Genomic DNA, 19,902 nt, shown 5'->3' on the forward strand with positions numbered 1-19,902 from the left:
ATTGCCACACATAATTCGCAGTTTTTTTATGCATCGCAAATTACAATATGCGGCATAGTTATGTCCACTTACTTATGCACTGATTAATAAGAGCTTAGTCATTCCACCAGTTAAGGCCAGAACATTATTTTATTTACATATATCTATTTATGTATTATCTTATTTTCTATTGAATTACTTAATATTTTATAAATACTTTAGCCCTTACATAAAAGGAGAATTACGGTTTATAGGCTCTGTCGATATGGTGCTGTCTTATTCTTTCATAGTCATAGAGTTATTATTTTTCTGGACGTTGTATTATCATTTCATTTATACTGCAGATGAGTATAAAACATCCTATGTTCTGTATTGGCCTTTTCATATAATATGTTTTGCCGTTTCACTTTTGTTTTATATTTTTGCCATCAATGGTGTATTGGGCATAATATCGAATGATACGATGCTTCTTGCAATAGTTACATATAAGGTATTGTATTCATTTGGATGGCAGCTAATCATGATATATTTAATTTATAACTATATAATGCATAAAGAAAGTTATAATTTACGGATCATTATCTTAATGATAAATATTGTATTTATTACGATTCTTATCGTAGGGTTATTTATACATGGCGATATCACCTTTCACTTCATCGAATTATTACAAATCAATGAACATGGAATGTTAAAAATTTATGAAACATTGATATTATTCTATTTATTAATGGTATACAAGTATATACACACCAATAAAATATGGCAATACTTATCTTATATAACTATAATTATAGGTAATATTATGGTTATATTATATGCCATTCATTGACGGAATGAAAAAAGACTACTACATAATGACTCCTTCATTATTGTTGAATGCAGTTATCGTTTCAATCGTATTGTATCGGTTTGCTGCTTATTTATTTAAACAGCTTCAGTGCCGCCTTTGAAAATGATCGGTTCATTGCACCGGCATGTATTGTAAATCTTATGCCACATAGCTGCACCTCCGTTATATAACGTCTGACTTGCCTGAATGACTACGATAAAAACTGATATTAGTCTTGCATATTTTGATGAAATGAGTTACTCTATATAGAATTCTATTAGAATAGGACAGTTATGATTAACATGGAATCTATAATAAGTGGTACAAATAGAGAATATAAACTAATAATATAATGATTACACTTATAGCATATATACTGCTTATTATACTTATGGTTATTCCACATATTTTATTTTATTCCTTAATTGCAGCATTCTTAATCAAGCAGATCAACTCTATAAATATGATTAAGCCGCATATGAAAACACGACTGTTGTTTTATGGACACTTAGTTGTTTGCATATTGACTTATACCATACTCAATTATTTTATATTTATAAAATCTGACATGAAAGTAGGCAAGTTAGAATTCCGCAGGTTGGATTTAGTATATTCGTATTATTTTATACTTATAGAATTATTGTATTTCTGGACATTGTATCATCACTTATCATCCATAATAAAAAGGCATAACACAACATATGTTCTATATTGGCCGTTTTATATTATCTGTTTTCTTATTCCCATATCGTTATACTTTATTATAGTAGATATTGTGTTTATGATAACTCAATATTATCATAATATAATTCTTTTTTTAGTGGTTATGTATAAAGTCTTATATTCATTTGGATGGCAGCTAATTATAATATATTTAATAAATAAATATAAGAATAGTCATCATTCTGTTAACCTGACGTTGTTGATAGGTACTACACTTGTTTTACTAGTTGCTTTATCATTATTAGCAAAATATAATATTAGCCTACTACTTCCTAACTATTTCCTAACTATAGACTATAAAATAGTTAAAGCTACTGAGATGCTATTATTATTTTACCTATTTATAATTTTAAAATCTATATATTCCGACAAAATAAAACAATACTTATCCTATATAAGCATAATAATATGCAATACTATAGTTATAAGTTGTTATATGCCATTTATCGACAGAATGAAAATAGATTACAACATAATATGTCCCTCATTGTTATTGGATTCAGTTATCATTTCTACTATGTTATACCGGTTCTCTGCTAATTTACTTAAAAAGCTTGTTAGGTTTACGCAAAACACTTGAACCAGCAATAATAAGACCTTTTGTGCAACACTTAGGTTCAACTTTGCCAAGGGCAATTATACATCGAATATAATCATCTATGTTTTTTATATCTGACTGAAGTTTTGAGCCTTTTTTTCGTAAGAGAGAATACACTTCCCATTCCAGAAGGCCAAGTCCATCGTCATATTCCCAACCAGGCTCAGATGCTAATTCCTCAGTAAATCTATCGGTCGGGCGCAGCACAACGGCTGGTATTGCTAATGCTCTAGCTATATTGTTTAGTATTTCAATGACTTGCTCTTTTGGCAGCTCCGATGATTCATAGTATTGTTGATAAAATTCGTCAGGGCTTAATTCTACCCTGCCAAGAAACCGTTTCCTCCGCGCTTTATCCCCGTGGGACATAAACCATGTAATGGCAAGCAGTATCATGATAAAGAATACAATCTCAAATATGGTCTTCGTCGTCAAGTAAATGCTCCTAAACGGGTAACTAAATTCTTGCTTCAGCCATCCACATTAATCAATTAAACCGGCACCTCGTAATTTCCTAATCACATAAAAAAGTATTAGGAGTATTATCAACCAAATGAATGCCGCTCCTGAGTTTCCTTCTGCTGCATACTTGTAAAAAAAATAAACGACGACAACCATAGCAATAACAGGGACGATTGTGGTTTGATAACACTTCTGCTCAACAGGGCCAAGCTCTATTACACATCGGATATAATCGTCTATATTCTTTATGTCAGATAGCTGAAGTTTCGAACCTTTTCTTCGCAAGATAATATCCAATTCCCATTCCAGAATGCCAAGTCCATCGTCGTATTCCCAGCCCGGCTCTGCCTTTAGTTCTTCAGTAAATCTATCTGTTGGGCGTAGCAGTTTGGCCGGTATTTCTAGTACATGAGCTATATTGTTTAGTATTTCGATGACTTTGTCCTTTGGCAGCCCCGAAGATTCATAATATTGCTGATAAAACTCATCGGGGCTCAATTCTGCCCTGCCAAGAAACCGCCTCTTGCGTGCTTTTGAACCATCGTACTTTACAAGCAATAAAATAACAATCACTGACACGACAATAAATATAATCATACCAGTTGTCAAGTAAATACTCCTATAACTGCTTAACTCTATTATGGCATCATAAGAGTTATATAATGTAATAGACCACAGGATGGATCTGCCAGGTTATTGCACGATCCATCATAATGCTGACAACTAAACACACAATATCCTATTGTTCCAAAGTCATAGAAGCCTTCTGCTACTGTTGGCGCTAAAGCATACCGTCCAACAGTTTTTCCAATTGGATCATACTTTGGAAGCCAATATTTAGTTAGTTTATGCTGCCAATCTGTTGCATGACGACCATTTCCAAATCCTGCGCGGGGAGTTTTTCCAACTACCTTATTTAGCAGTGGATTAGCCAAATCAAAAATAGTCCCCACAGTAGGCCAGCGATGCGCGTTTTTTTCTATACAAGTTTGCAGACACTTCAAATACTCTTCTCTATCCTTCTTGATGTCCATATGCTTCAAAGACAACTCTGCAAGTGTGGTAAGAATTGCTTGGTAAACTTCCTCAAGTACTTCAAATACCTTCACAACATCAATATAACATTTATCATCATTGTCTTCCATGTTCAAGTTCTCCTTATTTAGGATACAAAAGTTATCATTGCTTATGCAATGTTTGTTTATATTTTTGAAGGGGGGGAAATAAGAGGTAAAGATTCTTCCTCGTTATCTCCGGTTTCCCCTCAATTTGCAGAGCTTTATGTCTTTGATGTGACGGTCTTGGTAACTGACGCCAGGGCATTTACCGACGATAACGCACCTGATGCGATATTTTTATACACATCAGTTGCTGCCTTCGACGCCTCTATCCTTAATTTTGCCTGCTCAGACAGGCGCTTTAACTCGAACTCCGCCTTTTTTATGCTCTGTTGTGTTGACTCAATGTTGCTTTGTGAGTTGAGCCTGCCGGTCTGTATAAACATGTCATATGTCTTATTTATCGCACCAGTTTCCTGCCCATACGCGCCTACTTCTGCGCGGTACTTATCCAGAATGTTCTTAATCAACGTTTCAGACATCTGGAGGGTTGCCTTAAAGCCGTTCAATTTAGCACCATACGCGTCAAGTTTCATCTTAGCCTCTTTCGCCTGATTTTCTATGTTGAGAGAATTCACAGACGCCTTTGTATGGAACCCCTCTACTTTGGCCTGATACGCCTTAACATCGGATTCATAGACCTTTACCTTTTCCATTTCTCCACGCATTGCCGCTTCGTACATGTTGAACTCAGCCGTCTTCGACTGCACCAGCGTGTGATACGCCTCTACGTTAGTCTTAAATGTCTGCAGCCTCGAATTCTCAAAATCGCTGTAAACCTTCGCCGCCTCCATCTCCGTCTTATACACAGAAATCATCGCGTTGACGGCTGATAGCTGCTCTTTATACCTCTCCATCTCTGCCTGTCTCCTGTGCTGCTCCTCGCTCAGTACGCCCTCAAGTTCAGTCTTATAGATTTGTATCTGTGTCGAGGCCGCACGTATCGTTGCTTCATGCACGTCTGCCGCAGTCTTATAGGCGCTCAGTCTGGTTTTATATCTCTCTACCTGCAGATTGTAGAGCTTCATTCCAGCATCAAGTACCGCCTTAGCTGCGTTTAGACTGCGCTCCTTTAGCGAGTTGTGAAAGTTTATCAATGTGCTTTCAAGCGATATTGCCTTGTCCAGCGCGTGCTTGCGGTTTTCCACGTATAAATCTGCCCTCTTTATTGCTAGCTCCCTTGTCATCGATGACGCGTCTTTTACCGCCTTGTTTCTGGCGCTTTCTTCCAGCGACATCATCGCCCCCGTTGGTATCGTAAATCCATACGCCGCGTAGTTACGTCTTGCCTCGTTAATCGCTGTCTGTGCCTCGATGTTCTGTCTGTCCTTTGCACGCTCCCATAACAGCCTCTCGTCTTCTGGATTAATCCCCGTGCCGCCGTTTTTTACGTCGCTTATCAACAGTGTTTCAATTGCCTCTTTTAAAACTGATGTGTATTCCTGCTCGTTGAGCTCATAGTGCTTCAACCAATCGGTGTACAAATCTGACGGCACTATAATGTCGTCATTCGGCATTGCCATCGTAAACGGCTTTATGGATATTGACGGCGGCTTCGGAACGTCAAAACTCTCCAACAAAGGCGGCTCTGGTACTTTTATCGAAGGTCTTGCCGGAACATTGTAATTCTCACCTATCGTCGGCATTGGCGGCGCCCCTGGTAATGTCGCGTCTGGTTTATCAGGATAACTCAATACCGGTCTGCTTACATCAAACTCAGGGACTGTTACAGGCTCGACACTGTCAATTGCAAAGGTAGGAACCTCTGGTATATCTGCATCGAAGCTCTTTATATCAGGGCTTTTCGGCTTCATGCTCATTACTTTCTCAAGCGCCTCGGTCGATTTGTCATAGAGCGTCCACTCCCATATCTCCGGTTGATCGACTTCAAGTTTCGTCGTCGCAATCTGTGATAACTTTTCGACAAACTCCTTAGCGTTTGTTAACTGGTCCTTTGCGAATTCTTGCGCCTTAGTCACTATCTCGTTCGGGTCTGTGGATGCCATATCTGTTTCCTCCTGTGTTTATTGTGGTAATACTATATGTATTACCTGTTAGGCGATAGGATTACCGCCTTTTGAAACCTGTATTTTTTGGAAATCAAAAAAACTCCACGACATTGAGGGCGCTGCCCTCAAACTCCTGCAAGGAGGGTAACCCTCCTTGACCTCGTACTTTCTATGAGCGTGTTAGCAGTATTACTTATTATAGCATAGAAATATATTTATGTCAACATTGTGTGTTATTATTTTGAAATAATTTATTAGACTAAAAGATATGCTTGATAGGCTGATTCGGAATGTTCTATCAAGCCGGTTCTGCCGCTGCAGATTTCTGGAACCGGCTTGATGATATTTCGTTTACTTGTGTACTTCTATTACTTGTGTACTTCTATATTGTTGTTTGGTATCTCACCAAACATCTCTGGATTGTACAGGGCCTCTACCCTCGTCGTCGGCATCTGGAATATGCCGTCATTGTTCAGCCTTACCGTGTACGAGATTGACCAGGTGCCCTTCGGTACGTATTCGTAATAGACCTTTACGCCTTCAAAGGTGAACTCCCGGTAGGCTTCCCATGCGCCCGTGTACTGCCGCTTCTTTTCTGATTTTCTGAGCAGATATGAGTCTCGCCCTAGCCCCCTGTTTAGAATCGTCGTGCCAGAAGGTACGGGGTCGTTTACCACTACCCATGTCATATCTGCCTGAGCATCGATTTTAAGGTCAACCGTGAATACGTCTCCCTTTGTCCACTTCCCCTTCGTCTTTTGCGAGACCGGTGTTATGGTTTTTACTATTTTATAGCCGCTGCTTAAGGGTTTTGTAAGAGGTATTGCCGCAAGGCTTTGTATCGTTGCCCAGGGTTTCCCTGTGCCGTTGTGTGATATGCTGAGTGGTGATTTCTTACCATCCGGCCATACAAACCCGCCGGTGCCGCCCTTTGGAGTCTTTGCCCAGTCGGTGTTAAACACGGTTTTATCCAACTGTGCAGCGCTAATGCCCGTTACAGGTACAGATTCATATTTTGCTGAGAAACGCTCTGTTGCAAGTACACCCCATGCGTTTGCTACCGTGCTGTCCCAGTGGCCATGCCTCATCCTGCCTATTGTACCGGCTGCTATTTTCGGCTCATCTGCCCTGAAGGGTGCAGCGGCACTGCCCTCTAAGGTCAGGGTAGTCAGCAGCAGGCGCACGGCATTGGCGTCAGGCGTGGCCATAAGCCACCAGAGATTGTCTGTCTTTTCTGATGAGAGGCTCATCACAGTGCCCTGCAGGTTCAACCTTGTGCGGAGGGCATCAACGGTTGCCTTTAGCTTCTTGTCTCTATCGGGAATGTCTTTTACACGATTTGTGATGTTGATAAGATCAAGCAGGGCAGATGTTGGCAGCAATGCGGGGTCTGTTGCTATTGGGGCAAGCATTGCCGCATCAGCTACGCCGTGGCGTGAGAGCGCCTCTATGGTCGAGAGTTTTCTCACCACTACATCGGCAGCCTGAATTGGGCTTCTTCCCATGACTATCTTCCCGGTTACGAAAGATGTGAGGGCGGAGAGCATTTTAGACCTTGTCTCCTGGGGTATGTCATATCCCGCTTCGTGTGATATAGACAGAATATAGGCAGTCAGGACTTCGCTTCCTGTCCTCATATTGTGGAAATACTTTACAAAGCCGTCCTTGTCAAGATAGTTTGGCAGCTCTGCCTTAATCCCGTTCCACATGGCCTTGTCCCTCAGTGATACTGCCCTTGAGACCTTCTGTTCCATGCACGTGTATGGATAGTGCGACATGTAATAACTTATACCTGTCAGACCTTCGCTGAGTTTGGGCTTGAATGTTACATTGACTCCGCCAAGTTTTTGCAGGGCGTCTGCCGGTTTTTCGACTTCAACAGTGAATGGGGCATCGATTTGCCTGAGTTCTGCCTGATATATCCTCACATCAATACCGTTTACTACCTTTTGTTTTACACGCATCGAGTCAAAAGCGGCACCGGAAGCGTCCTTTACGTTTATATCGTAGAGCAGGTTATCGATGTTAAATGGCACCTCGATTTGCCAGTTAAACACCTCGGAGCGGCCAGCCGGGACACTGAATTTGATGGGGGACATCTTTCTTGTAACATTGTCGCTCCCTTTAACTGATAGTTCGGCGTGGGCGTCTATAGCCTTTTCAGTGGTGTTTCTCACCGTGAAGCCTGCTGTAAACTTATCGCCGGTGCGTACAAGCGGTGGAATACCAGAAAATATCATCAGGTCCTGAGACGTCCTGACAGATGTCTCACCCGTTCCGAAATGCCCCGTGCCTGATGTGGCAATGGCAACAATCTTAAATGCAGTAAGTGAGTCATTGAGCGGGACATTTACTGCGGCCTCACCGTTTTCGTCTAGTTTTACTGTTGCCTTCCAAAGTATTAGTGTGTCGAACAGTTCACGGGTGACGCTCTTGCCGCCTCCACCGCCTTGCGGCAGTGATTTACGCCCAAAGTGCCGCTTCCCTATGACCACCGCCTGTGAGGTAGATGTCTTTAGTTCATACGGCCTTTTTTTCATCATTGCCTCAAGCAGCTTCCAGCTCAGATTCGGCTTTAACTCGAGCAGCCCCTCATCAACGGCTGCAATGATTACTGAACTGCCCTTTGGCGGTGTCTTGCCCTCGGCGTCAAGCACCTTGATTTTAGCTTTAGCCTCCTGGCGGGTCTTATACACCTGTTTGTCTGTCGTAACGGCAACTTTTAGTTCGTGCGGTCTCCAGCCGACATCAATGCCCGTTATGCCAAGTTTAAAGGCGGGCTTGCCTGGGTCAAAAAGCGCCGTAGGTTTGGCGTCATCGATGCGTCCCCTTATAGCCAGCGCTGATACGTAGACATTCGGGGCGTAATTCTTCTTTATTGGTATCTCAAAAGCCGGATTGTTTCGGGTAATTGTCCTTACATATGTGTCCATGACGCCTTCACGCCCGACAGTGACCCACACTGTGGCCTCTTTAAAGGGCATTCTTAATTGAAATTTTGCCGTCTCACCTATCTCATAGCGTCTGGATTCACTAATTAAATCTATGCGGTCGTCACTTCCGGCATCGAACCATACCTCATCTTTACCTGCAACAAAGACCTCGGTGTTTGTAAAGGCCGGTCTTCCAGCGTCGTCTTTAATTGTCGGTTGGATTATTATCCTGCCAGAGGCCGGTGAGGGGGCCTGACAGAATAACAGGCCTTTTTCGTCGGTCTTACCGGCGCAGTGGCGTCCAATCTTCTTTATCTCATCGATATTTTCATAGGAATAGAACCCGCCTGCCACACGTTTCCTGTGGGAGTATGTCCTCTTTTTGAAGATATCGACTTCTACCGGTACGTTTGGCCGCGGCTTACCATCAACACCCGTTACGATTACCTTATACTTAAGCGCGTCTTTTGACTCTGCCCAGTCAGACGGGTTTATGCCAACCATTAGAGATGATGGATAGACCGGTATGTTTGAGGAGATTGTTTGAATCTCGCCGTTCGGGTCACGAAACTCCAGTTCAGCCGTGATGTCGTGCGGTGTGCTTATTTCGGGAATGGCTTTGAGAGTGGCCTTCGCCGTACCGTTTTTATCGAGATTGAGTTCGATGGTCTGTAGTTTGACTTGTTTAGAGTTGAGCGGGGCGGCCTCGTTCTCACTATCGTCTTCACCATTGCTGTCATAGTGACCGGTATACTGGTCGGCATATTGGTCTGTGTTTGTCTCGATTCCTTCACGTACTGCCTTTGCAGAAAATTGATAGCCTTCTGCCGTCGGTAATGTGATTTCCTTGGGCTGAAGCTCTGCTCGCAGCTTGACTGGTAAATCAGCCGCGCCGCCACCGGAAAGATATGATACCGTTATATCAAGCCCCACCTCTTTTGGTATGATCAGCGGCGCTGCAGGCCCCTGAACTGCCGCCTTCATCAGCACCACCCTGAAGTCTTCGATGTTGAATGTGCCGGAGAACATCCTCCTGTCGTATGGTTTTGCCTTTTTATTTAGATATACCTCATAGCGGCCGTTGCTTGCCTGTTCAGGGATTGCCCATGTTGTCTCTGCCGACCCGTCTTCGAGCCATTTCAATGGGAATGGAAACTCTTTGTTAGAGCCTGAGTGAACGATAACGGCCTTTTCGGGCCTTTCTGCCTCCGGTACAGACTCAAAACCGTTCATCGTGTGTTTTCTTAGTATATGTTTCATGTTTATGCTCTGCCCGGCGCGCAGCAGTGTACGGTCAAAGACCGTATGAACGATTGCAGGGTCATCGCTTGCACCAAAGGCCTCAGGCAGCTTAAAGCGCCACGGCTCTATGCCCCTGTGCCATGACGAATGTGTGAACGTGAGGTCGTCCTGTGTTTTTGCAAATACAAATAGTCCGTTTGTGACATCGTTAAGTATCTGTGAGTTTTCAGCCCAGTTTAGCTGCTCGCGGCACGTCGGAAGGATGCGGTCAGTAGGCAGTGATTGATTAATCCTTGCTATGCCGTCAGCGGCGGTCTTACCCTGCCATACGGCCTTGCCTGTGCAGTCTCTCAGCGTTACCTCTGCGTTATTTACAGGCTCTCCCTTATCCAGCGTTGTTACCCACACGGCTGAGGATTCCCTGCCCCAGGCAAGGTGTGTGGAGAGGTTTGTAACCAGTGCCGCTGCCTGCACATACATGGGGCGTTGATTTGGCAGGAGGTGCTGGCCTAATATGGCGCTCTCCACCTCCACTACATAAAACCCCGTAGTGCTGCCCTTCGTGCCCAATGGTATGCCTATTACCTCAAATGCCTTTGTGCCGCCAGGTTTGGGCAGATTAAAGGTTTTTACGCCGGAGGCCTTACTAAGCAGCGGCCTTTCGCGCACGCTGGCGGCTGTTTTTCTCAGCCATGAGATGATCTCCTCCTGGGAGCCTGCCGGGATTTTCTTTATCTTGCCAGCGACAGTGTTCGGAACGGTGTTTTTTTCGGGTTCGGATTTAGGGGCTACGTTTGCTTCAGTCTTTGTTTCGGCGGCTTTCTCCCCTGGATTTAGCAGGAAGAGTTTTATCTCCTGTTCGATGTTTCTAACGGTAATGGGTAACAGCGCACCCGCCTTCTGCTCGATAATCCCAAAGCGTGAGGCGAATTTTGCCAGAGGTGGATAGGCGTCTGTCCTGACCTTCATCGGGAATTTGCTGCGGTTTGAGAGCGCCCTGCCTGATTCGTCTTTTAGTCCTTCAGGGATCACAACACTAAACGATGTGCTTTCAGGGAATGGCCCTTCAAACACTAACCTTTGCGTATATCTTGTGTCTTCCTCATCTTCTGCATCGAGTTTTGGCCGCCAGAGCTTACCGTCATCACTTTTAATAACGATTTGGTTTGCTGTTTTTCTGGAGACTGCCGCAGAGAATACCAGCTTCATCGGGGTTAACGGTATGCAGCCCGATGTGGCCCTCTCCTTTAGGCAGTGAAATGTGGCAGCAAATGGATTCTGAGTCTTGAAGCTCAACACCTGTTCTATGTCTGATGCGACGCCGCTTATTGATTTAACTCCCTTACCCCATACGATTTTCACCCCCTTGCCAGAAGGAAATGTGCGGTTGCACTGTAGGACGACGAGGTTTTTTACTGGAGTCTTTAAGGAACTTGATGAGTTTTTATCGTACAGCTTATAGCCTCTGAGTGCCGGGGCGGCGGCTTTTAGGATTTCTTCTTTTTCATTGCCTTGAATCAAAGTAACGCCTATGCGCTCCCTTATGCCGTCAACTGTGCAGTGGACATGCTCAGGGATTGAGGACTCATCGGGAACGCCGTCAAGATAAAGGACAAAGGCTTGTTTTTCATCAAGCCATATACTTCCATCAGATGGTTCAGAGACAAGAACGCTTGGCCCGCCGGTTGTGAATTGAAAGCTGGCTTCTTTGACCGGCGTTCCCGACAGGGCCTTAATGGATGGCTTCAGCGTGAATGTGCAGGACACTCCAGAGGGCAGGTCTTCGTCAAAATCGTATGCCCAGTTCATAGTGTCAATCCATCTGGCGGAGCCTTTTTCGGGGCAATTGATGTTAAAAGGGGACTCAGTACGCGGGTCGCCAAACGAGACCATCTGCTCAGAAAATCGGGCAGTCACCTGTCTTACGGCTTTAGCTGTACCCTGTGGAGAGAACTGCTCCACCACTGCCTGTTCACCGGCATATGCCGCTGTAGCAATTACAAATGTAACAATCACAAATAGTGACGCTAAAACAACGGCTAAAACTGCATTGATTATCCCCTTTGATTTATTTGCCCCCATTTCAATGCCCCCAGTATGTCTAATGTCAGTGTTTTGATTGTCTTACCGCCGACAGCGGCAAATTTCCATTTAGTATATCTTAATAGAGAAGTTTATGGAAAGTGCTGCTTTTTCAGGGCAAACACATATATTGACTTTGTGGTGTACGTTATGTTACCAATAAGTAATCATGAATATATGATTTTTACAAAATGGCGTTTCAATGTACTTTTGAAAAGTAGATTGCTGGAAGGTGATGTCTGGCATCACATAGAATATGATTATCGATGGAAAACCCATCTTGCATTAGGCTAAGGAAGGAAAGTGAGTGTTATGGAAAATCAATTGCCTGTTGACGATGCTGCTATATACATAAAAAATATGATTCAGTCGCTCTTGTCTGTCAATAAGATAAGGGCAAAAATGACCTTGATGGAAGCAAGTACAGCATATCAGCCTATTGAGGTTGTGGAAAAGGTAATCGTACCTTCATTAGAGCAAATCGGCGAAGGATGGACGATGGATAAAGTGTCACTGTCGCAAGTCTACATGAGCGGGAAAATATGTACTGAGATCCTTCATGACATAATGCCCCAAAATCATACTATAAGAAAGAAACAATTAAGGATTGCCATCGCCACATTGGAAGATTTTCACACACTTGGCAAACAAATAGTGAAAAGTTTTTTACACTCATCAGGCTACGAAGTAGTTGATTACGGTAATGGGAGGTCGGCTGGCGACCTTGTATCTCTCACTATCAAAGATAAAATAGAGGTTCTTTTGATCTCGGTGCTTATGTTACCGTCGGCATTGAAGGTAAAAGAGGTAAGGAGAAAAATGAGGGAAAATCAAGCTGCCATAACAATCGTCGTTGGCGGTGCGCCATTTAACTTTGATGATAAATTGTATGAAGAGGTTGAAGCTGACTATGCAGGAAGGACAGTGTCGGATGCGATAAATATTATTCGCTCTATAGAAAACAGCAGGGGGTTATGATGTCCATGACGCCGATGCAGAGGATTTTAACTACGCTTGGACATAAGGAGCCTGACCGTGTGCCTGTCTTCCTATTATTTACAATGCACGGGGCAAAAGAGCTTGGGATGTCTGTCAAGGAGTACTTCTCCAGAGCTGAAAATGTTGCAGAAGGACAGGTAAGGGTGTGTAGGAAATTCAGCAACGACTGTGTCTATGGTTTTTTTTACGCACCGATAGAGATAGAGGCATGGGGTGGCGAGGTAATCTTCAGAGACGATGGCCCACCTAATTCAGGGATGCCATTTATAAAGAAATTTGAAGACATACGCAGGTTGGTGCCTCCTGAAGTTGGACAGAGCAAGTGCCTGTTGAAAGCCCTTGATGCCCAGAGGATGATGAAGGAAAAGGTTAGAGATGATATTCCTATTATAGGCACTGTGATGTCGCCATTCTCCATTCCTGTAATGCAAATGGGTTTCGATAAGTACATTGAGCTTATTTATGAACACAAGGAGTTATTTGAGCATCTGATGAGAATTAATGAAGACTTCTGTGTTCAATGGGCAAACGCACAGCTTGACGCCGGGTGTACGGCTGTCTGTTACTTTGACCCGGTGTCTTCGACAACGATAATAGACAAGGAATTGTACTTAAAGACCGGCCATAATATTGCAAAACGTACATTGTCTAAGATAAAAGGCCCAACAGCAACACATTTCGCAGCAGGAAGGTGTTATTCTATAATAGAAGACGTGATGCAAACCGGCACCTCGGTAATTGGTGTGAGTGTGCTGGAAGATATCGAAAAGATAAAAAATGACTGTAAAGGACGAACAACTGTGATGGGAAACCTCAATGGTATTGAAATGAAACGCTGGACCCAGGAGGATACAACAAGAATAGTAAAAGATATTATTGCAAAGGCAGGCAAAGGAGGCGGGTTTATCTTGTCCGACAATCACGGAGAGATACCGTTTCAGGTGCCTGATGATGTATTACATACAATAGTGGATGCAGCGCATGAGTGGGGCAGGTATCCGTTGCAATGGTTAAAATAGGGCGGCGGCTGTGACCGCAGGAAATAGTTCAGATGATAGAAGACAATAATATAAGCGAAAAGGACAGAACAATTGCCGATTACGCTATGGCCTGTGAATTGGTATGTCACATTTCATCCTATGTAACAGAAGACTCTGCTATCGATAACATCATGCATTTGTTCAGAACACTGTGTGCCCCTTCAAGCATAATCTATCTTTCCATAGTTGAAGACCATCCAACTGAGGTGAGGACTTTCCCGGAAAAGACAGCCGATAAAACTGTATTAAATGACCTGGTTGAAAATTTCAAGGATGACTATGCGTTGACAGCCTCGGGAAAAGGTTTTAGATTAAAGATTAGGGGAAGAGAAGGTGTGATTGGGCTAATAGAGATTGACGGGCTTTTATTTCCTGAGTACAAGAATCACTATCTTAATTTATCTTTAACCATTGCAAGCGCCCTTGGTCTTTCAATATCCAACTCTCGCATATATCAGGCCCTTGTAAATGTAAATACACAACTGGAAACCTTTAAGAAAATATCAATTGGCAGAGAACTAAAGATGATTGAATTAAAGGAAGAAATTAATACTCTTGTCGAAAGTATGGGTCAGCCAATAAAATATAAAATTCCAAATAAAGTAAATAAATGATACATATGAAGGTTGCTATGGGGATAACCATCAGGCTTTCAGGGTTCTTCAATAAAAACAATGTCAACTATTGAACCAATGTTTATAAAATCATTAAAGGAGTAAGGTGAGATTTTCTACTAAACTATCAATTTTAATAACTGGAGTGATAATACTGGCTGCGATAGCCATAACAGTAACTGTTTACACAATAAGTATCAAAACCATAGAAAGGCAGACATTGCATAAGATGGAATCCGAAGCAACAGATATAATGTCTATGATAGATCATATATTGTTTGAACGAAACGGCGATATTCAAATGATGGCAAGTGACAGTTTAATCAGTTCAAGAGACTCTTCACCCGCTCAAATTACTAATAGATTAACCGAGTACAGAAATAACTACAAATTCTATGCCTCTTTATCCTTTTTTAATTTAGACCGTATAAGAATAGCTGACACGGCAGGATTGCACATAGGGAAACAGCACAATGTAGTCCAATGGTCAATAGACACCATTGATAATGGCATTGTCAGCGCAGCTAAGGATATAAGAGTGGCTGAAGAGCTAAATATACCAATTATTTACTTTGCATCTCCTGTAAAAGACATAGAAGGGATTCCCTTTGGTGTAGTTGTCTCCAGAATGCCCGTAGATAGGATATTTAATATTATTAGAACATCCGAACACGCTTTTATTAAAGATGTAGAGGTGTATCTTGTTAATAATGAGGGTTTATTGCTCTACTCTAATCAGGGCAAAGAAACTGTTTATATGTCAAAAACGGACGCTTCTCTGCCTTTTAAGATATCTACGGCAGGGGAAACTATCGGAAGCGGCAGAGGTATTGATGAACAAACCCGAAAAGAATACTTATACGTTTATGTTCGGGAACAAGGGTTTTTTGATTTTAAGGGGAACAATTGGACTTTGATATTTTATGCCCCAGTTAAAACTGTCTATAGTTTTGCTGAGGAACTAAGAAATAAGATAATTCTCGTTATACTGCCTGTTGGGGCATTATCTCTGCTCCTTGGAATATTTTTTGCCCGTACTTTCTCGAAATCCCTTAGATTATTGAGGAATAAGGCCTTAGAAGTCGGCTCTGGCAATTTCGATGCAGCTATCGCTATAGACAGCGCAGATGAGATAGGAGACCTTGCCAAGGCTTTTAATCAAATGGCGGAGAACCTTCTGCAAACCACAATATCAAAAAATGAACAGGGAAAAATAGTAGAGTCGCGTACCGCTGAAATAATAAATATAAATGAAAAGTTGTCCCGTGAGATAGATGACCGTATATTAATTGAGAGACAAATCAGAAAAATAAATGAAGAACTGGAAGAGGTTAATCTTGCAAACCTGAATATTATGAACGACCTGGATGATGCAAATAAGAATCTTGAAAAACGAGTAGAAGAAGAAGTACAGCGTCGTGCAATGAAAGAGCAGTTACTTATTCAGCAGTCAAAAATGGCAGCTATGGGTGAGATGATAGGTCTCATCGCCCATCAATGGCGGCAGCCCCTAAATGCCATTGGTCTAAATGTTCAGGATATGAAGGAAGCCTATATCTATGGTGAACTTAACGAGAAGTATATGGAACAGTCTGTTGATATGGCAATGAATCAAATATCTTTTATGTCAAAAACGATAGATGATTTCAGGAACTTTTTTATGCCGTCAAAGAAGAAAGTATACTTCGACGTAAAAACTACCATAGAGGAATTACTTTTAATGTTTGTACAAGTGTTTAAGAAAAACGATGTTGATATTTCTATAAGAACACAGCAGGATACAATATTATTTACAATTGGATATCCTAACGAATTTAAACAGGTGATACTCAATATTTTGAATAACTCAAGAGACGCAATTACTTCAATAAGACAGAGCGACGCTGACATACAAGGGCTGGTTGAAATAAATATCAGCAATAATAAAGAAGGAAATAAGATACTAATTTCAATAACAGACAACGGCGGCGGCATCCCTGACCATATAATAGACAGAATATTTGAGTCCTACTATACGACGAAGGGAAAAGAAGGTACCGGAGTTGGACTATATATGTCAAAAACAATAATAGAGACGAATATGGACGGCAAACTGACAGCAGGAAATGTGGATAGAGGTGCAGAGTTTTTGATAACATTGAATGTAAGCAGACCGGAGGGCTTAGACATGGGTGCAAAGTGAGCTATGAAACGATAAATGAACATAAAATCAGACATTAAATCAGACAACGGTAAATCCAGTAAACCGCAATATACAGGGCATCGAATGCGCCTGAGACAGAGGTATATTGAAAAAGGGGTTAGCTCACTGGCTGGATATGAGGTGATTGAACTTCTTCTGACCTTTACCCGTTCGCAAAAAGATGTAAAACCAGAGGCCAAGAGATTACTCAAGAGATTTGGCAGCATTCAAAACATTCTTGATGCCGACAAAGACACCCTGATGGAAGTCGAAGGTATTGGCCTTCAAACTGCCACGCTGATTAAGCTTGTCAAAGACCTTGGCACTATTTACTTAAAACAAAAACGAATCAAGAGAAAGGCAATAAAGAACCCGGACGATATAGTTGACTATCTGAGAACATCTATTGGCTCAAAGGAAAACGAGCAATTTCTTGTGTTGTACTTAAATGCCAAAAACGAGGTTATGGCTGAGGAGATAATAGGCGAAGGAATCCCCAATCTTTGTTACGTATATCCGAGAAAGATATTTGAACACGCGCTCAAACACAATGCAACTGCGCTGATTCTTGTCCACAACCATCCGACCGGCTCACCATCGCCTTCAGAAGATGACATCAAGCTCACGCGCAGCCTGAAGGAGACTGCCTCACGGCTTGGGATTGTCATCCATGACCATTTGATTGTAACAAGACACTCATTTTTTAGTTTTATTGACAGGGGGCTGCTCTGACTACGGACAGACATTCACAGCAACTGATAACGCTCTATGAGATAAGCAAGCTGTTAGGTGCGTCCTTAGACCTGAATAAGACGCTTAAGGGGGCTATGAAGGTGCTTTCAGACTTCCTTGATATGCAGCGCGGCACGGTAGCGCTTGTCGAGGGTGATGAGATTGTCATAAAGGCAGCACACGGACTGACAATAGAAGAACTCCAACTGGGCAGATATAAACTTGGCGAGGGAATCATTGGGCAGGTGGCAAAGTCCGGTTACCCGATAGTGGTGCCAAATGTTGGCGATGAGCCGGTGTTTTTAAATAGGACAGGTGCGCGAAAGGATATAAATAAGAGTAACATTGCCTTTTTGTGTGTACCGATTATGTTTAAAAGGGATGTGCTTGGGGTATTGAGCGTTGACAGGCTGTTTGCTGACAGCAGGGTATCTTTTGACGCCGACCTCAGGCTATTGAAGATTATAGCCTCGCTATTAACCCAGCACATAAAACTCAGCCGACAGGTAGAGCAGGAAGTACAGGAGCTCATAGCCGAGCGTGAAACGCTGAAGAGCGAACTCAGGGGCAAGTACCGTATAGAAAACATAATTGGCAAATCCTCATCGATGCAGGATGTCTTTGAATCCGTACACAGGGTAGCAGGCTCACGGGCAACAGTGCTGATAACAGGGGAAAGCGGCACAGGAAAAGAGCTGATAGCAAAGGCCATCCACTATATGAGCGCGCGGGCAAAGCAGCCTTTTATCAAACTAAACTGTGCGGCTATTCCCGAAGGTCTTTTGGAGACGGAGCTGTTCGGTCATGAAAAGGGAGCTTTCACAGGTGCCTCGTCAGTAAGAAGGGGCAGGTTTGAGCTTGCCAACAAGGGTACAATCTTTCTTGATGAAATTGGGGATTTATCTCTGGGGCTTCAGCCCAAAATCCTGCGTGTTATACAGGAGAGGGAGTTTGAGAGGATAGGTTCAGAGAAAACGATAAAAGTAGATGTAAGGGTAATTGCCGCTACGGCTAAAGACCTTATCCAGTTAGTTGGCGAGGGAGATTTCAGAGAAGACCTCTTCTACAGGCTCAATGTTGTGCCAATGTTCCTGCCTCCATTGAGGCAGAGAATGGAGGATATGGAAGAGCTGATTGCCTTTTTTCTGGATAAATACAACAAGGAAAATTCAAGGAATGTGGAAATATCGCAAGATACAGTAAGCGCTATGGCAAAGTACTGGTGGCCTGGCAACATCAGGGAACTTGAAAACACAATAGAGCGCCTTGTCATCATGTTGCCGGGAAGGATAGTTCACCCGCGTGATTTACCTTTGAATATAAGGAATTTTACTAAAGAAGTGGTTGAAAATCGTATTACACCACTAGATAAGGCTGAGAAAGAGGGAATCATCGAGGCCCTCAGAACAACTGACGGGGTATTAGTGAAGGCAGCAAAACTACTGGGCATTACGCCCAGACAAATCGGATATAAGGTGAAGAAATATGGAATCAGAAAAGGTATTTCATAACTGGCTTGTGACGCATTTAAGAAACAGACTATCAAGGCAATACACTGAGATAGTGTGTAATCCCGATGGTCAGGACGGGGAAAATAAACACGAGTTTGATGGATTTTATCCAGACTTGATATTAAAAAACTACGGCATGGCGATGGCAGTCGTAGAGGTGGAGACAGAAGAGTCAATCAACGCAGAGAAGGCAAAACACTGGAAGGCGCTGTCACAAAAAGGGGTAAAACTCATACTTATGATACCTGAAAAGGCAAGGTCAAAGGTAACAGGTCTGCTCTGGGACTTGGGTTTAGCCGCAGATGTTGCCGTCGGGAGCTATGACCTGAGAATTAATATGCCATAACAGCCCATACTAGCTTGGAGGCGCGAGGCCGTAATTGTGTCGGCTAACAGCCGGGCGTCATCACAGGCATATGTTGAATATATGAACAGCGGCTATGGTAGTGGCGGCGGTGGCGGCACAGGCGGCCTTCTCTGTGGTATTGGAGGAGGCACTGGCGGTAAGGGCGGCCTATTTGGTTTATAGATACGTTTTGGTCGTGGTGGTATCGGAGGTACTGGTGGCAGAGGTGGTCTCTTCGGTTTCACAATATGCTTTTTAGGAGGCAGCGGCGGTGGTGGCGGCACGCCCTCAGCATAGCTTGGCAAAGATAGACTCATGACGGCTATTAATACTAATGTTGATATTAATTTCTTAATCACAGTCATAATGTAACATACCTCTTGGAGCAAAGTCAAGTATTTTTTAAGCATTGTTCCGCCAAAATGATAATGTCCTAAAGTGCCAAAGTAGAAATGTCCTAAAGAGAGGCTATACTAACGTTCGAGAGAAAGGAGGTATAG

13 protein-coding genes are annotated in these 19,902 nt (G+C 42.9%); 8 read left to right on the forward strand and 5 right to left on the reverse strand.

Annotation, left to right across the window (positions count from 1 at the left end; translation table 11 throughout):
• Positions 1-2,075 precede the first annotated feature (2,075 nt).
• The 5 genes from ASN18_RS11800 to ASN18_RS11820 all read right to left on the reverse strand — a co-directional run bounded on the left by ASN18_RS11800 (position 2,076) and on the right by ASN18_RS11820 (position 11,978).
• Positions 2,076-2,567, reverse strand: coding sequence for a hypothetical protein (locus ASN18_RS11800; protein ID WP_085052953.1), 492 nt, complete (start codon positions 2,565-2,567; stop codon positions 2,076-2,078).
• A 48-nt stretch (positions 2,568-2,615) separates the two neighbouring features.
• Positions 2,616-3,203, reverse strand: coding sequence for a hypothetical protein (locus ASN18_RS11805; RefSeq protein WP_157072961.1), 588 nt, complete (start codon positions 3,201-3,203; stop codon positions 2,616-2,618).
• Positions 3,204-3,232: 29 nt separating this feature from the next.
• Positions 3,233-3,739, reverse strand: a complete 507-nt coding sequence (locus ASN18_RS11810; protein WP_085052955.1) for a hypothetical protein — start codon at positions 3,737-3,739, stop codon at positions 3,233-3,235.
• Positions 3,740-3,873: 134 nt separating this feature from the next.
• Positions 3,874-5,718 carry a coiled-coil domain-containing protein gene (locus ASN18_RS11815; protein WP_085052956.1) on the reverse strand — a complete coding sequence of 615 codons (1,845 nt, stop codon included), beginning with the start codon at positions 5,716-5,718 and terminating at the stop codon, positions 3,874-3,876.
• A gap of 371 nt (positions 5,719-6,089) precedes the next feature.
• Positions 6,090-11,978, reverse strand: coding sequence for an alpha-2-macroglobulin family protein (locus ASN18_RS11820; RefSeq protein WP_085052957.1), 5,889 nt, complete (start codon positions 11,976-11,978; stop codon positions 6,090-6,092).
• A gap of 312 nt (positions 11,979-12,290) precedes the next feature.
• On the opposite strand from ASN18_RS11820, the gene ASN18_RS11825 reads away from it, so the two are divergent.
• The 8 genes from ASN18_RS11825 to ASN18_RS17570 all read left to right on the forward strand — a co-directional run bounded on the left by ASN18_RS11825 (position 12,291) and on the right by ASN18_RS17570 (position 19,585).
• A complete protein-coding gene (locus ASN18_RS11825; RefSeq protein ID WP_085052958.1) occupies positions 12,291-12,956 on the forward strand; it encodes a cobalamin B12-binding domain-containing protein in 666 nt (221 codons plus the stop codon).
• Positions 12,953-13,996, forward strand: a complete 1,044-nt coding sequence (locus ASN18_RS11830) for a uroporphyrinogen decarboxylase family protein (protein WP_236861708.1) — start codon at positions 12,953-12,955, stop codon at positions 13,994-13,996. The genes ASN18_RS11825 and ASN18_RS11830 overlap by 4 nt, the downstream gene beginning before the upstream one ends.
• Positions 13,997-14,028: 32 nt before the next feature.
• On the forward strand, positions 14,029-14,631 hold the full coding sequence (locus ASN18_RS11835) for a hypothetical protein (protein WP_085052959.1): 603 nt from the start codon (positions 14,029-14,031) through the stop codon (positions 14,629-14,631).
• Positions 14,632-14,737: 106 nt separating this feature from the next.
• Positions 14,738-16,813, forward strand: a complete 2,076-nt coding sequence (locus tag ASN18_RS11840; RefSeq protein ID WP_157072962.1) for a sensor histidine kinase — start codon at positions 14,738-14,740, stop codon at positions 16,811-16,813.
• A 15-nt stretch (positions 16,814-16,828) separates the two neighbouring features.
• Complete coding sequence (radC, locus tag ASN18_RS11845; protein WP_085052961.1) at positions 16,829-17,545, forward strand: RadC family protein; 717 nt, start codon at positions 16,829-16,831, stop codon at positions 17,543-17,545.
• 50 nt (positions 17,546-17,595) lie between these two features.
• Positions 17,596-19,056, forward strand: a complete 1,461-nt coding sequence (locus ASN18_RS11850; protein WP_353740372.1) for a sigma 54-interacting transcriptional regulator — start codon at positions 17,596-17,598, stop codon at positions 19,054-19,056.
• Complete coding sequence (locus ASN18_RS11855; RefSeq protein ID WP_085052963.1) at positions 19,031-19,402, forward strand: hypothetical protein; 372 nt, start codon at positions 19,031-19,033, stop codon at positions 19,400-19,402. The genes ASN18_RS11850 and ASN18_RS11855 overlap by 26 nt, the downstream gene beginning before the upstream one ends.
• A 36-nt stretch (positions 19,403-19,438) precedes the next feature.
• Positions 19,439-19,585 (forward strand): hypothetical protein, encoded by a 147-nt coding sequence (locus tag ASN18_RS17570; protein WP_236861709.1) that lies wholly within the window; start codon positions 19,439-19,441, stop codon positions 19,583-19,585.
• Positions 19,586-19,902: the final 317 nt, after the last annotated feature.

Origin of the sequence: Candidatus Magnetominusculus xianensis (assembly GCA_001541255.1) — a bacterium.
In the GTDB taxonomy this organism is placed as follows: domain Bacteria; phylum Nitrospirota; class Thermodesulfovibrionia; order Thermodesulfovibrionales; family Magnetobacteriaceae; genus Magnetominusculus; species Magnetominusculus xianensis.

Coding starts and splice junctions, on each gene's coding strand:
- ASN18_RS11810 (WP_085052955.1), bottom strand. CDS start 3,739: ATGGAAGACAATGATGATAAATGTTATATTGATGTTGTGAAGGTATTT.
- ASN18_RS11815 (WP_085052956.1), bottom strand. CDS start 5,718: ATGGCATCCACAGACCCGAACGAGATAGTGACTAAGGCGCAAGAATTC.
- ASN18_RS11820 (WP_085052957.1), bottom strand. CDS start 11,978: ATGGGGGCAAATAAATCAAAGGGGATAATCAATGCAGTTTTAGCCGTT.
- ASN18_RS11825 (WP_085052958.1), top strand. CDS start 12,291: ATGGAAAATCAATTGCCTGTTGACGATGCTGCTATATACATAAAAAAT.
- ASN18_RS11830 (WP_236861708.1), top strand. CDS start 12,953: ATGATGTCCATGACGCCGATGCAGAGGATTTTAACTACGCTTGGACAT.
- ASN18_RS11835 (WP_085052959.1), top strand. CDS start 14,029: ATGATAGAAGACAATAATATAAGCGAAAAGGACAGAACAATTGCCGAT.
- radC (WP_085052961.1), top strand. CDS start 16,829: ATGAACATAAAATCAGACATTAAATCAGACAACGGTAAATCCAGTAAA.
- ASN18_RS11855 (WP_085052963.1), top strand. CDS start 19,031: ATGGAATCAGAAAAGGTATTTCATAACTGGCTTGTGACGCATTTAAGA.